19 protein-coding genes and 1 pseudogene are annotated in these 14,155 nt (G+C 45.1%); 12 read left to right on the top strand and 8 right to left on the bottom strand.

Annotated elements, in window-relative coordinates; translation table 11 throughout:
* Positions 1-127 precede the first annotated feature (127 nt).
* The 8 genes from RS881_RS45905 (at position 128) to RS881_RS45870 (ending at position 4,891) form a co-directional block, all read left to right on the top strand.
* Positions 128-490: a hypothetical protein gene (locus RS881_RS45905; protein ID WP_315816928.1), complete on the top strand. Its 363-nt coding sequence runs from the start codon at positions 128-130 to the stop codon at positions 488-490.
* Between the two features lie 20 nt (positions 491-510).
* Positions 511-1,623: a dicarboxylate/amino acid:cation symporter gene (locus RS881_RS45900; RefSeq protein ID WP_315816927.1), complete on the top strand. Its 1,113-nt coding sequence runs from the start codon at positions 511-513 to the stop codon at positions 1,621-1,623.
* Between the two features lie 82 nt (positions 1,624-1,705).
* Positions 1,706-1,870, top strand: coding sequence for a hypothetical protein (locus RS881_RS45895; protein ID WP_315816926.1), 165 nt, complete (start codon positions 1,706-1,708; stop codon positions 1,868-1,870).
* Positions 1,871-1,941: 71 nt separating this feature from the next.
* Complete coding sequence (locus tag RS881_RS45890; RefSeq protein WP_315816925.1) at positions 1,942-2,151, top strand: DedA family protein; 210 nt, start codon at positions 1,942-1,944, stop codon at positions 2,149-2,151.
* Complete coding sequence (locus tag RS881_RS45885) at positions 2,148-2,462, top strand: DedA family protein (RefSeq protein WP_315816924.1); 315 nt, start codon at positions 2,148-2,150, stop codon at positions 2,460-2,462. Before RS881_RS45890 ends, RS881_RS45885 begins: the two co-directional genes overlap by 4 nt.
* Positions 2,463-2,468: 6 nt before the next feature.
* Complete coding sequence (locus tag RS881_RS45880) at positions 2,469-2,717, top strand: hypothetical protein (RefSeq protein WP_315816923.1); 249 nt, start codon at positions 2,469-2,471, stop codon at positions 2,715-2,717.
* Positions 2,714-3,715, top strand: coding sequence for an MFS transporter (locus RS881_RS45875; protein ID WP_315816922.1), 1,002 nt, complete (start codon positions 2,714-2,716; stop codon positions 3,713-3,715). Before RS881_RS45880 ends, RS881_RS45875 begins: the two co-directional genes overlap by 4 nt.
* Positions 3,716-3,895: 180 nt before the next feature.
* A complete protein-coding gene (locus RS881_RS45870) occupies positions 3,896-4,891 on the top strand; it encodes a glycosyltransferase family 9 protein (RefSeq protein ID WP_315816921.1) in 996 nt (331 codons plus the stop codon).
* Between the two features lie 19 nt (positions 4,892-4,910).
* Here the strand turns inward: RS881_RS45870 and RS881_RS45865 are convergent, their stop codons facing one another.
* The 8 genes from RS881_RS45865 to RS881_RS45830 form a co-directional block, all read right to left on the bottom strand.
* Positions 4,911-5,498, bottom strand: coding sequence for a hypothetical protein (locus RS881_RS45865; protein ID WP_315816920.1), 588 nt, complete (start codon positions 5,496-5,498; stop codon positions 4,911-4,913).
* Between the two features lie 25 nt (positions 5,499-5,523).
* Positions 5,524-6,150, bottom strand: coding sequence for a hypothetical protein (locus tag RS881_RS45860; RefSeq protein WP_315816919.1), 627 nt, complete (start codon positions 6,148-6,150; stop codon positions 5,524-5,526).
* A gap of 186 nt (positions 6,151-6,336) precedes the next feature.
* Positions 6,337-7,458 carry an Hcp family type VI secretion system effector gene (locus tag RS881_RS45855; RefSeq protein ID WP_315816918.1) on the bottom strand — a complete coding sequence of 374 codons (1,122 nt, stop codon included), beginning with the start codon at positions 7,456-7,458 and terminating at the stop codon, positions 6,337-6,339.
* Between the two features lie 171 nt (positions 7,459-7,629).
* Entirely contained in the window at positions 7,630-7,758 is a 129-nt protein-coding gene (locus RS881_RS45850) for a response regulator transcription factor (RefSeq protein ID WP_315816917.1), read from the bottom strand.
* Complete coding sequence (locus RS881_RS45845) at positions 7,743-8,249, bottom strand: response regulator (RefSeq protein WP_315816916.1); 507 nt, start codon at positions 8,247-8,249, stop codon at positions 7,743-7,745. Before RS881_RS45845 ends, RS881_RS45850 begins: the two co-directional genes overlap by 16 nt.
* Positions 8,250-8,282: 33 nt before the next feature.
* Complete coding sequence (locus tag RS881_RS45840) at positions 8,283-9,002, bottom strand: sensor histidine kinase (protein WP_315816915.1); 720 nt, start codon at positions 9,000-9,002, stop codon at positions 8,283-8,285.
* A 134-nt stretch (positions 9,003-9,136) separates the two neighbouring features.
* The gene (locus RS881_RS45835) at positions 9,137-9,301 is read right to left on the bottom strand and encodes a hypothetical protein (protein ID WP_315816914.1); all 165 of its coding nucleotides are present in this window, start codon (positions 9,299-9,301) and stop codon (positions 9,137-9,139) included.
* Positions 9,302-9,378: 77 nt separating this feature from the next.
* Positions 9,379-11,313 (bottom strand): ligand-binding sensor domain-containing protein, encoded by a 1,935-nt coding sequence (locus RS881_RS45830; protein ID WP_315816913.1) that lies wholly within the window; start codon positions 11,311-11,313, stop codon positions 9,379-9,381.
* Between the two features lie 132 nt (positions 11,314-11,445).
* Here RS881_RS45830 and RS881_RS45825 point away from each other — a divergent pair.
* The 4 genes and pseudogenes from RS881_RS45825 to RS881_RS45810 all read left to right on the top strand — a co-directional run bounded on the left by RS881_RS45825 (position 11,446) and on the right by RS881_RS45810 (position 14,083).
* Positions 11,446-12,524: pseudogene (locus tag RS881_RS45825) on the top strand (Ldh family oxidoreductase).
* Positions 12,525-12,771: 247 nt separating this feature from the next.
* Positions 12,772-13,380, top strand: coding sequence for an amino acid kinase family protein (locus RS881_RS45815; protein ID WP_315816910.1), 609 nt, complete (start codon positions 12,772-12,774; stop codon positions 13,378-13,380).
* Positions 13,374-13,454, top strand: coding sequence for a hypothetical protein (locus tag RS881_RS60845; protein WP_350340326.1), 81 nt, complete (start codon positions 13,374-13,376; stop codon positions 13,452-13,454). The genes RS881_RS45815 and RS881_RS60845 overlap by 7 nt, the downstream gene beginning before the upstream one ends.
* Positions 13,454-14,083 carry an ACT domain-containing protein gene (locus tag RS881_RS45810; protein WP_315816909.1) on the top strand — a complete coding sequence of 210 codons (630 nt, stop codon included), beginning with the start codon at positions 13,454-13,456 and terminating at the stop codon, positions 14,081-14,083. Before RS881_RS60845 ends, RS881_RS45810 begins: the two co-directional genes overlap by 1 nt.
* The last annotated feature ends 72 nt before the right edge of the window (positions 14,084-14,155 follow it).

The raw sequence follows: 14,155 nt of genomic DNA, 5'->3' as shown, positions 1-14,155 counted from the left end.
CAGGATTTGGGGCCAATGGTTACCCTCCTTATGTTGAACCATTGTTTTTGCCTTTATATCTTATATTGCGGCCTATTACCCAATAAGAAACGCCTTCATGAAGAAAAACAGGCTAACGATTTATATCTTGATTTCCATGGTACTGGGGGTACTGGTAGGATATATTATACATCAATATGGAACCGGGAGTAAGATATCCTATGCCCCTGCCAAAGATTTTACCGGAAAAGATACCCTTGTCTTGAATATCTCAGGAAATGAGCTAACCCAACCCATATACGTAGTTAAAGATTCTGCTTCTTACAGGAGACTGAAAGATAGTACCGAGGCTGGAACATGGCTGGTAGTTTCCAATTCAAAAGGTGAATATATCCCTGTTGCCCTGGCAGGGGTGAAAATGGTAACCTGCGCGATATTGAAAAAGGACCTTCGCATGGTGCCGCCACGATCACAGCCCTTCAATCATTCTCAGATAAGATCAAATTACTGACGACTATCTTTCTACGCCTGGTGCAAATGATCATTGCACCACTCGTATTTTGTACCCTGGTAGTGGGCATCGCCAAACTGGGCGACCTGAAAACGGTAGGCAGGGTAGGAGGTAAAGCCTTACTTTGGTTTATCTCTGCTTCGCTGATGAGCCTCTTACTAGGTATGCTGCTGGTGAATTTCTTTGAACCCGGCAAGGCCATAAGTGGACATAGCAGCATGGATATGGCAGGTGCCCAGGACTTGATAGGCAAGACACAGGAATTTTCACTGACCAAATTTGTGGAGCACGTGTTCCCCAAAAGCGTCATCGAGGCCATGGCCACCAATGAAGTACTTCAACTGGTAGTATTTAGTATCTTTTTTGGAGTAGCCACCGCCAGTCTGGGCGATTATGCCAAACCTGTAGTAAAAGGACTGGATGCAGCCGCACATATTATATTAAAGATGGTGGGCTATGTAATGAATTTCGCTCCTTTGGGTGTATTTGGAGCATTGTCGGCCGTCATTGCCACCAAGGGGCTGCAGATCTTCGTATTCTATGGTTATTATTTATTGTATTTCCTGATAGGCATCGCTTGTCTTTGGGCCATTTTATTGGGCGTTGGATATCTTATCCTACGCAACAGGTTACCTGCCCTGATGAAGCGAATTGCATCGCCCATGCTGATTGCTTTTAGTACTACCAGCAGCGAAGCCGTGTTTCCAAAGCTTACCCAGGAATTGGAAAGGTTTGGTTGTAAAGACAAGATCGTTTCTTTTATCCTGCCGTTGGGCTATAGCTTCAACCTGGATGGTAGTATGATGTATATGACCTTTGCCAGTATTGCCATTGCACAGGTATATGGCATTCACCTGGACCTGGGTACTCAACTTACAATGTTATTGGTGCTGATGCTGACAAGTAAAGGCATTGCGGGCGTACCAAGGGCTTCGCTGGTGGTAGTAACTGCCACTTGCGCCATGTTTGGTATTCCACCCGAAGGCATTGCTTTAATATTACCAATTGACCATTTTTGCGACATGTTCCGTACAATGACCAATGTGGTGGGCAATGCATTGGCCACCAGCGTCGTTAGTAGGTGGGAAGGAGAACTGGGTCCCGAACAGGTGGACAATGTGGCGGCAGCATAAAAATACAAGCAACGAACTGCGAGCTGTGTGTACTGGCAGCTCATAGTTCGCAGCTTTTCTAAATACCTAATCTTCACGTAGTATGAGTTTGCTGGACATGATCTTATTGGATTTTCATTGGAAACAATTACTTAACCCGCAATTTTATATAGAGAATGGCGGCTTGTGGCTGTTGTTGTTTGTGGTATTTGCTGAAACCGGCTTATTTGCCGGCTTCTTTTACCAGGCGACTCCTTATTATTTGTAGCAGGCATCTATGCACATGAAGGGGAAGGTGGAAAGCCTGGTATTACTTATGAATTACTGAATTTATTGGGCATGGGCCAAGTCCGCAATGAATGGCTCGACCTCATCATCCTATGGCTGCTCATTTCATTGATGGGGATATTGGGCAATATGCTAGGTTATTGGACGGGACGAAAAATAGGGCCGGCCATGTATCACTGGAAAGACAATATGCTGTTCAAAAAGCATTACCTGCACCAGGCGCATGATTTTTATGAAAAAGAGGCGGCAGCGCCATTGTGATCGCCCGTTTTCTGCCCATCATCCGCACCTTTGCTCCCATTGTAGCCGGCATTGTACAAATGGATAAAAAGAAATTCACCTATTATAATATAGTAGGTTGCCTGGCCTGGGTATTCAGTATGCTCTTTGCCGGTCACTTCCTCCAGAAATGGATCCTGTCGCAATTCAACTTCGACCTCAAACAACACCTGGAAGTGATTGTGATAGGTATCATATTAGTAACTACTGCTCCTGTATTGTATAAATTGTTCTTTGGGAAAAAGAAAGTAATAGACGACAAACTGCCACCTTCCAACCAAACGCCTGAATAAATTGCCATGCAACAGAAACCTGCTTCTGTTTTTAACATTGCTGTCATTGTAGCTGCCCTGGGATATTTTGTAGACATTTACGATTTGCTGTTATTTACCATTGTCCGGGAACCCAGTCTTGCGGCATTGGGGGTAGACCTTAAGAATACCAAAATGGTCATTGCCGCCAGTACCAAGATTATTAACTGGCAAATGATCGGATTGCTGATCGGTGGTATTGTGTGGGGTGTGTTGGGCGATAAAAGGGACGATTGAGTGTATTGTTTGGCTCTATCTTATTGTATTCAGTAGCCAATTTTCTTACCGGGTTCGTTACTACTACCGATCAGTATGCTTGGGCGCGTTTTGTTGCCGGGCTGGGTCTGGCAGGTGAACTTGGCGCCGGTATTACCCTTGTGAGTGAATTGCTACCTAAAAATAAAAGAGGTATTGGTACCTCCCTTGTTGCCGGTATCGGCTTGTTCGGTGCTGTATTCGCTTACTTTACCTTTCAGTTTACGGATGAGGATTGGCGACTTTGCTATAAAATAGGCGGTGGCCTGGGCATCATACTGCTATTACTCCGTATCAGCGTAGCTGAAAGCGGGATGTTCAATTCTGTCAAAACGCAGGAGAATGTACAAAGGGGCAACCTGCTCATGTTCTTCAATAATGGCGAACGGTTCAAAAAATACATACTAGCTATTCTTATCGGGTTACCTACCTGGTATGTCATTGGCATATTGGTCAACCTCAGCAACCGGTTTGCCAGTGAATTTTATGGGGAAAACCAAATAAAATCGGGCAAGGCCATTATGTATGCCTATGCTGCCATTGCAATAGGAGATATCCTGGTAGGTCTCGTAAGCCAGTACTTTAAAAGCAGGAAGAAGGCTTTGTACCTGTTTTATTTCTTTTCTATTGTATCGGGTATCTTCTTCTTTAGTGGTAGTATCCAGAACGATGCGACCATGTATGCTGCCTGTGCAGCGCTTGGTTTTAGCACCGGCTTCTGGGCCATCTTTGTTACCATGGGGGCCGAGCAGTTTGGGACCAATCTGCGTGCCACTGCGGCTACCACCATCCCCAATATGGTGCGGGGTGCCCTGCCACTGATCAACATGATGTTTAAAGATGTATTCCAGGACTCCTGGAAATGGACGCTCATCCAAAGCGCTATTGTGACCGGCATTATTGTAATGGCTGTATCGCTGGTAGCTGCTTACTTTACGAAAGAGACATTCCATAAGGACCTGGATTATGTAGAAAAATAGTTCGGAAGAGTAGTCCGAAAGTCTGTAAGTCTGAAAGTCCGGAAGTAAAACAGCGCCAAGCGGTTTTGCTTTCGGATTTTCCGTTCCGATAGCTATCGGGACGGACTTTCCGACCTTCCAGGCTTCCTGGTCTTCCCGACTTTTTCGACTTTTCCGACTTTCGGTCTTATTTTCGCATCCATGAAATTCCTCATCATCCGTTTCTCTTCCATCGGTGATATTGTATTGACTACACCGGTTGTACGTTGCCTGAAAAAACAGGTAGTAACGGCTGAAGTACATTACCTCACCAAACCAGCCTTCCGCACCATCGTAGAGACCAATCCCTACATTGATAAGGTGCATTACCTGCAGGACGATTTTAACGCCATGATCGCCTCCCTGCAGGCCGAAGATTTTGATTACGTGATCGACCTGCATCACAACCTGCGAACACTGAAAGTAAAACGTGCCCTGGGCAAACAAGCCTTCTCCTTCAATAAGCTCAACATTCCCAAGTGGCTGCTGACCAATTTCAAGATCAACAAGATGCCCGACATACATATTGTTGACCGCTACCTGGGTACCCTCCAGTCTTTTGGCATACGCAATGATGGGGGCGGGCTGGATTATTTTATTCCGGAGACCGACAAGGTAAAGGAAAGTGATATTCCCACAGCTCATCATGCTGGTTATATCGGCATAGTGATTGGTGCAGCGCTGAATACCAAAAAATATCCGCTGCATAAACTGCAGGCCCTGTGCGCTTCTATTCAGCATCCCATTATATTACTGGGTGGTAAAGAAGATGCAGCCCAGGGTGACGCCATTGCTGCTGCCGACAATGTGAAGATCTACAATGCCTGCGGCAAATTCAACCTCAATGAATCGGCCGACCTGGTACGGCGGTCCAAACTGATCATTACCAACGATACGGGTTTAATGCACATCGCTTCGGCATTCAATAAACCCATTATATCCTTATGGGGCAATACGGTACCGGAATTTGGCATGTATCCCTATATGCCTGCCCGGCAAGGATTGTATGATATCATGGAAGTAAAGGATCTTTCTTGCAGGCCTTGTTCCAAGATAGGTTATAACAAATGCCCTAAGAAGCATTTTAAATGCATGGAACTGATTAAGCCCGAAGAGGTGCTGGAGAAGGTGAATGCAAGATTGGGAAGATCGGTTTAAGGAGCCAATCTGCAATTTGTTACCTGACCAGTTTTACAATCGTAGGAATGGGTAATGCGTTTATCAGTTTTACGGTATTTTCTTCAGAAATATTGACTGTGGTAAACCGTATCAGGGTTTCGCCTACGGGTATGTCTATCTGGATTTCGGTCATCTTATTTTCTCCGATCTGGTCCTTTGTCAATTTACCCTTCAGCCCATGAACTTTGATCAGTTTGTCTTTACCCGTACCATAGGCATTATTGTTAAAGTATTGATTGATGAGTGCAATATTGGGTGAGTTGCCCTTGATCTCCAGGGAGGCATTGGGAAAACCCGCTCCCCAGGTTCTGCTGGTGCTTGATCCTGCAAAGCCTGTATTGCCGGTTATTTCATCAGCCTCTGTTACCACATTGAGGGAATCGAGTTTCGTTGGCAGCATTTTCAATATTTGTTCGGCAATCTCACGCTCAAGTTGCTGCATCATTTGCAACATGGAATAATGCGATTCCTCCAGTTTCCCTGTTTTATAAAGATTGCGTGCTGTATCAAGGTGCGTAGAAAAATTTTGCGCCTGCACAAAAATGCTTGCTGTAATCAAGAAGATCAATAAGCTACCTGTTTTCATACTGCGATTTTAAAAGCGTTATCGTTTAGTTTTCTCCCATTAATTTTACGATTGCATTCACATCAAACGTGTTAACAGCCTGCATAATGGCTTGCTCATTGGCAAAATTAATCCCCTTCCAGGTGATTAGTGAGGTTTGTCCTACGGCTACGCTGACGGTATAACCTTCCGATTTTTCGTATTCTATAATGCCCTTGCGACCTTTTACCTTAATTTCTTTCCAGTTCAAATCTTCATTGTTCGATTGCATATTGCCATCAAAATATGATTTGTACAGCGCGTGTTTTTCATTGGTACTCCCCATGACGATATCCAGTTGCTGGTCGTTCTTATAATATTGCCTTTTGATCACCACATTAGACCATCCCCAGGAACTGCAGGAAACAATGTCCTGTGATGAATCTACCATCAGGCCAGCCACTGTAGCTGGTAAGCTCCTGAGCAACTGTTTTCCCATCTCCATTTCCAGGCACCTCAATGCCTGTTGCAGGGCATACCGTGTATCGCTGAAGCTGCCCACTTTATAAGCACTGTCCATTTCCCGGAACAATTGAGGGACATTGGGGAGTGAAGTATTTTTCAAACCTTCACCTCCCTGGTTTTTAGGCCTGGTACGCTCATTGCTCATAGCAGGTGCGGGTTCTTCACCCAATTCTGATATTTCCGTACTGGCCCGGGCAGTATCCTTTTTGTCCTGTTTTTATCCAGCACTTTACCGGCGGCGGCCGCAACTTTTCCTTAAACTTTTTCAGTAGCTGTGCATCGCTTGTGGAAACCATAGCCAGCAACAGGACCGCCAGCATGACTTGTATTTTTATCATAAAAATGTATTTAGTGGCTAGTCGATTTTTCTGATCCGGATATTGGCTATATAAGCACGACTGTCTTCAGCAAGCTCTGCTATCCACTGCACTGTGTTGTAATTAGCTTCCCCGAAAAAGGCAGGGATATCGAACATCTTTTTGCCATTCAGTACCAGTATAAACTTCCGTTGGGTTTTAGTAATACTCACAGTTACTTTTCCGGAAAGAGAATCCTGCACCATGCTTCTGGTGGACTGAATATTACCAGCTGAATTTCTGATGGCAAGGCTATTGTATCCAATAAAGCTCAGGTCGGTATAAGGACCCTCCGGGGTAAATTGTTCTTTGTTCTTTAGCGATAGAAACCTGAGATAAAAATTAGTGCGCTGGGTTTTGCTTTCCCTGAAAACAATATCAAAATCGAGTGTAAAAGAATTCGGTAACTCATTTTTCAGCTCAGGTGTGTACACGTAACCCTGGACCATTTCAAGCCATTGCCCGCTTTGTCCCTTAACAGTCGCCACTTGTCCGGAACCATTGGTAAGCCAACCTGCTGGAAATTCACCATTTTTTGTCTTTTGAAAATTATCTGTATAGATTGGCTCCTGCTTAGGGCTAGTCACTTTGGGAGGAAGGGTAGTACCAGGATCAACTGTAGTATTGTTAGGTGGGAGAGTAGTGTTTTCGGAGGTGGGTGTGTTGGTAGCAGAAGCGGGGCCAAAGGCACCACTCCAGAGTCTGTTTAAGGCCATATCCCATCCAAAGCTATAGGGTGTACCCAGCGTACCTTCGGGGGTAAGCGGAGTATATTGCCATGCCGCAAGGGTCGATTTCAGGACTACTTTAATGACAGGGTCAGCAGCATTTTTAAAGTGATCCGTCAGTTCAACAATTTGGGGCTCCATCAAGCGTACCATATAGAATTCAGCATTTTGTACCGCGCCATTTTTGCGTACTACAATATCTGCACTTTTGAAGGGCCTTTTACTGAACAGGGCTTCTCTTAATACTTTAAACACCTTATTGGGAACCATCGTGAAAACAAACAAGGAATTATTACCGGGGTCTTGGTCAAAACTCAGGGCTTCAATTTCGTTTAGGTGATGTCTGTCTTTCGATTCGCCCGCTATCAGGACATTATTGTAATCCCTTAACATGATAAAAATTTCGAAGGATTGCCCATAAGCAGTGGCGCCAGATAAAAGCGTGCATAACATGAATACACCTGAAAACAGTAATGGATGCATTTTCATAGCTGCAACCTACATATCTGGAAGGGGCTGCGAAATAGCACTTTAGTTGTAGGAGGAAGGTGTCGGAAGGGTTAATTACCGCTTGTAATACTTGTTAATCGCCTCCGTGCGGTTGCTCACATGCAGTTTTTCATAAATATTGAAACAATGCCGGCGCACTGTTTCGGGGCTGATGCCCATAAAGCTGGCTATTTCTTTATACAAAAGCCCTTTTGCCAGTAATTGTAAGGCCTCCTGTTCCCTTGCTGTGAGGGAATATTCATGATGGTCAGGATTGTTTTTTGAAATGCAGTAACTACTTTCCTCGCCACCTGGCTGCTCATGGGGGCGCCTCCCTGCATGAGTTCCTGTATGGCTTCTATGATCTTATCGGGCGTGGTGGTCTTTAATAAATAGCCATGTGCTCCAGCTTCCAGGGCATGAAACACCTTTTCGTCTTCATCATAGGCTGTACACATCATGCAGAGTATTTGGGGAGCGGCTTTGTGTAGCCTTTGCACCAGTTGAATACCGCTCATGCCAGGCAGGCCAATGTCCACCAGGCCGACCTGTGCACCAAAGGCAGGCAGCTCTTCAAGGGCCTTCTCGCCATTGCTGTAAGCTCCTACACACTCCATGCCAGGCGTTTGTGAAATGAGCAATTGTATCGCTTCCCGGTATGAATCCAGGTCCTCTATAATAGCTACCTTAATCATAAGCTATCAAACATAGGGATAGTATTACATATTTCAACTAACACTTTTGTGTGATAACAAGGTTATCGGGATCATAAAGCAACAGGTTGTTCCTGCACTGCTTTTCAGGTCAAAACGGCCGCCAATCTCTTCCATCCGTTTACCCATATTGAACAATCCATTCCCCTGCCCAGAGGTAAAGGAGGTCGGCAGGCCCTTCCCATCATCCTGAATACTGATCATCAATTCATCCTCAATAGTAATAGTGATGGTTACTTGTTGCGCTCCTGCATGTTTTACAATATTATTCAGCGCTTCTTTTACTAACAAAAACACATGACGCCTGATATTTCCTTTGACAGCAATATCGGGAATTGCCTCTGGTAACACTACCCGGCAGTCAATACCCAACTCATCGAGGAATTGTACAGCATATTGCCGCAGATAAGCTATCAGGTTGGACAGTTTGTCATTATTTACATTGAGGGCCCAAACTATTTCATTCATGCGTTGTACCAGGCCACGGGATGATTCGGAAATTTTACCTAACTGGACACTGCTTTCCCCACCCTGACGGTGCATCATTTCCGTAACAAGCCTGATAGAGGATAATTCTCCACCCAGGTCATCATGTAATTCAGCTGCAATACGCATACGTTCCTTTTCTATAACCAGGTTGCTTTCAATAATCTGCTGCTGCTTGCGCAATTTGCCTTTAACATATTGCCGGATAAAAAGCCAGATCAGCCCACCCGTGGTGACCGTAAGTAGCATAAAGAACCATACTGTTTTAAACCAGGGCGGCCGGATGGTGAATTGAATAGAAAGAGTATGAGGGCTTTCAACACCCGATAGCAGGATTGCTTTAACCTGCAGTTGATAATCGCCAGGTTTTAGTTGTACCAGATTTAATTGATGCTGACCTCAATATTGACCCATTTGTCGGATTCCTTTAATTTATACCAATAATTGATCTCACCCGTGCGGTTATAATCAAGTGCTGCGAAGGTGAGCGATACATTGTTTTGACTGGCGGACAATTCAATATCCGGCCCCGAAAAAAAAGCCTGCACTCACCTCCTTATCATTCACAGTGGCACTGATAACCCGGAGCGGTGGGTGAAATGGCTGGTCTTCTATTTTTAATGGATCAAAAAACAAAGCCCATTCGTGCTTCCAAAAACAGCCATCCGTTTTCACTGGTATAATAAGCATTGGTATTAAATTCTTTGGTGGGTATTCCGTAAGCTGTTGTATAATTGGTAATTCGATGTGTATAGATGTTGAACCGGCTGATGCCATTGTTACTGCTGAGCCATAAATTATCATCCCGCCCCTTTATGGCTGCATATATATAATTGGAGGGTAATCCCTGCTGTTCTGTAAACCAGGTGATAACCTGTGAGGTAATATCCAGTTTGGCTAAGCCTTTTACAGTAGCCAACCATATAACAGTGTCATTAATTGCAAAAATACTGTTTACCCTGGTTGAGAAAGGAATAGCCTTCAACACCTTTATTTCAATACCCGCTACGTCAAAAACAATGATCTCTCCACCGGTGGTAGCCATCACAAATAACTTTCCGGGCATTTTATGAATAGCAGCTACCCCTTGCCTGGTAAAATTAGATAACTGCAAATAAGGTTGACCATTTTTATAGCGGATGATCCATACACCCTCTGAATGTCCCAGCAGGACTTGCCCCGGCCCCGACTGACAAAAGACATACATATTATAGAAGTCTAAGTCACGGTTCTTTAGAAAGTGTTTAAAGGTAGTTGCTTTGTCGGACGAGAAAAAGATACCATAATCAGACCCCGTCCATATTCCTCCCGCATCATCTGTAAACAAGGTATTGGCAGAAACCACTTTTTCATATTCCGGCAGGTAAGTCATTTTCTTTTCTCCGGTGGCAGGGCAATACCGCATCAGCCCTGACTGATTAAAACTTACCAATATGCTGTGGCTGTCTAATTTAGTAATACCATATGCTGAATTGCTGTAGGCATAGCTGGCTGACCGGAAATCAAACTTCAGCATATTGAATTGTTGCAGGTTGGTATTGATCTTGTCAATACCCGTGGGGTCTACATTCATCCAGATATTCTCATCCCGGTCCACATATACCGTAGTAACAATGTTTTCGGCAATGGATTCCTTGTTAATAGGATTCTTGAGGTATTGCCCGGTAAATTGTTTCTTTCTGGAATCGAAAACATATAGCCCAAACCCATCACTACCCAGCCAAAAATTACCTTTGTGATCGGGATAAATAGATACCAGGCTTTTAACGGAATTGTGATTGTTATAAACCTTAAACCGGTATTGAAAAGTATGGTACTCTATAAGCCCTGTATCCGCTACCAGCCAGATCGTTGAATCGTTTTGAGGGTAAACCTCACTGATGTTCATGCCCCTTTTATTGGAGGACGAAAACAGGTTATGTACTGTTTGGGTTTTGATATTGGCCAGGCAGAGCCCTGCCTGCCCACAGATATATACTTTTTCAACCGGCCTGAATGGATGGATCCCATTGTTGGTGCTGGCGAAGGAAAACATATTGCCGTGTACAAATGGTTTTTCCGTAAAAAGGCCAGATGCCGGATCAAAAGTAAACAGATATGTTTTGTTGACAATGATCCATAACAGGTTTTGATCGTCTACGTAAAAGCAATTGTAAAAACCGGTGAGTAATTTCCCCTGCCTGGATACAAAAAAACGCCTGAACTGGTTGATGGAAGGATCATAACGGTTAAGGGATTCATCCGTTCCTATCCATAAATGTCCCTGCTTGTCTTCTACAATTCCCTGGATATTACCTCCGGCCAGCGTGGTAGTATCGTTTGGATCGGGTTTATACACCCTGAAGTGGTAGCCGTCAAAACGGTTTAATCCATCCCAACTGCCAAACCACATAAAACCCCTGCTGTCCTGCAGCATATTGTATATAGTACCCTGGCTGAGGCCATTTTCTGTGGTATAGTGGCTGAATCGTAAGGCAGATTGGCTAAAAGTAACAGGGATAGGACCAGTAATAAACAGGTAAAGAAGGTAGCTTTTTAAAATAGAATACCACTTGAACATGAGTTGATGTCTGTGAAGTTTAGCAGTACCGTTCTACACACTACAAGTATTCGAAAAGTGTAGCCCCTGAAAATAGGAAACTTTTGCGGAAAGAAAAACCCGTAAAATGATAAAACGGCTTAGCTTGCGCCCATGGGCGAAAGAATATATCCTTACCAACAGTTATTTGTTTTTACGAGATCGGTATTTCAGCATATAGGATGTACGGAAGCAGATGCACAGTTGGCCACCAAGGTATTGTTATCGGCCGATCTGCGTGGCGTAGATTCTCATGGCGTAGCACGCCTGAGCGGGTATGTGCGCTTGTGGGAGGCCAAACGGGCCAATACCCAACCCAATATCCTGGTCATCCATGAAACACCCTCTACAGCCGTCGTAGACGGTGATGGCGGACTGGGCCTGGTAGTAGCGCCTTTTGCTATGCAAGTGGCCATCGATAAAGCCAAACAGGTAGGTACGGGCTGGGTGAGTGTACAAAACAGCAACCATTTTGGAATAGCCGGTTACCATGCGATGATGGCGCTGGAGCAGGATATGATCGGTATTGCCATGACCAATGCCAGTCCGCTGGTGGCGCCTACCTTTTCAGTAGAGCGTCTCCTGGGTACCAACCCCATCTGTGTGGCCATACCGGCAGGGGAAGAACCCGCTTTTGTAGCCGACCTGGCCACTACCACAGCTGCCAATGGCAAACTGGAAATATTGCAACGCAAGGGTCAGGAAACGCCTACAGGCTGGGTGCAGGACAAAGCCGGCCATCCTTCCACCAATCCACATGAATTGAAATCGGGCGGGGCTTTACTGCCCTTGGGAGGCGACCGGGAGCATGGCAGCCATAAAGGATATGCCCTGGGTGCTGTTGTAGACATATTCTCGGCAGTATTGAGTGGCGCCAATTATGGTCCCTGGGTGCCGCCTTTCCCGGCTTATGTGCCCATGCCTACCGAAATGCCGGGCAAGGGAATAGGCCACTTTTTGGGGCCATGCGGGTTGATGCTTTTCGCCCGGCGGCCGACTTTAAATTCCACATGGACAAATGGATACGCCGTTTTCGCAGTGCTACACCCGTAGCTACTGAAGAACAGGTACTTATTCCCGGTGATCCTGAACGGGAAATGGAAGCCAACCGCCTGAAAGCGGGCATCCCCTTGCTGAATTCGGTAGCAGAAGACCTGCTGTTACTGGGTGAGAAGTTTGGGGTACAGCTTTGATTTTTAAGACAGTATTTAGGGTTTCAATGGCTTTTTAAAGGTCCGTTGTTAATATATCCACTAGTCAGATAGACTAAAAAGTACGGTCGATTAAATTTCTTGCAAGATATTGCGCGGGAAGCATCCGAAATTCTAAATCGGGAGGCCACATTGCATCTTCCCTTATCTTTGCGCCTGCCTTGCAAATATTATTTTCCCACTAAAACATTCCGCCAGTAGCGGAACAGGAGAGTAAATCATGAAAATTATGAAATTCGGCGGTACCTCGGTAGGTAAGCCGGAGCGTATGCATCAGGTGGCAGAATTGATCACCAAAGATGCAGAACCCAAAATTGTAGTGTTGAGCGCCCTTAGTGGTACTACCAATTCCCTCGTATCTATTGGAGATGCCATGGCTGCCGGCCAGCGTGATGCTGCCAAGGAACAAATTGAAAAGCTGGAAGCACATTACCAGACTTTTATCCGTGATCTGTTAAAGACAGATGCTGCTTTGGAAAAGGCGAAGCGGATCATCAGCGAGCACTTTGAATTTCTGACCATCATTCTCAAAATATCATTCAGTGAAGCGTTGAGCAAGGATATCCTGGCACAGGGCGAACTACTATCTACTAAGCTATTCAGCGTATACCTCGAAGAAAAAGGCATTGACCACGCTTATCTGCCTGCACTGGAGTTCATGAGCATCGATATTCATGATGAGCCGCAAGTACCTGCTATCAGGACTAAACTGATGCCCATCCTGGAGCAAATGAAGGGGAAAAAGCTCTTCATTACACAAGGTTATATTTGCCGCAATGCCCGGGGTGAGGTAGACAACCTGAAACGGGTGGTAGCGATTATACAGCTTCGCTGGTAGCTGCTGCTGTCAATGCTTCCGTATGTGAAATATGGACCGATATTGATGGTATGCACAACAACGACCCCGGGTAGTGAAAAAGACCTTACCCATTGAACAGTTGAGCTTTGAAGAAGCGGCAGAGCTGGCCTACTTCGGCGCCAAAATATTGCATCCTACCTGTATTTGGCCTGCACAACAGCAAAAAGTGCCCGTGAAATTGTTGAATACCATGCAGCCCCAGGCGGCAGGTACGGTCATTACCCAGGAAGCGGGTTCGGTAGGTGTAAAAGCGGTAGCCGCCAAGGATGGTATCATTGCCATCAACATCAAGAGTAGCCGCATGTTGCTGGCCTACGGTTTCCTGCGTAAGATATTTGAAGTGTTTGAGAAATACCGTACCCCCATTGACATGATCACTACTTCTGAGGTAGCGGTTTCGGTAACCATCGACAGTGGTGCGCATCTTAAAGCCATTGTAAAAGAATTGGAACCATTTGGTACCATTGAAGTAGAAGATAACCACACTATTATTTCTGTAGTAGGTAACGAAATTGCTCAAACGCAAAACGTGTTGAGCAAGTTGTTTGAAGCCTTAACCCCTGTTCCTGTAAGGATGGTGAGTTATGGCGGCAGTAAGCACAATGTGTCAATCCTGTTGCCTTCTACTTATAAGACCCAAACCCTGCAATTGCTGAACAAGGGCTTATTCGGACTGGAATAATTGGGTTAAAATTTTGTTACCGGATAATTGAATTTATGGCTTGAGCGTTGATCATTGAGGTATTCAGTATCA

It is taken from the genome of Paraflavitalea speifideaquila (assembly GCF_032395985.1).
GTDB lineage: Bacteria > Bacteroidota > Bacteroidia > Chitinophagales > Chitinophagaceae > Paraflavitalea > Paraflavitalea speifideaquila.
The sequence above is the reverse complement of the archived record's forward strand: the minus strand, read 5'-3'. Positions and strand labels throughout refer to the sequence as shown.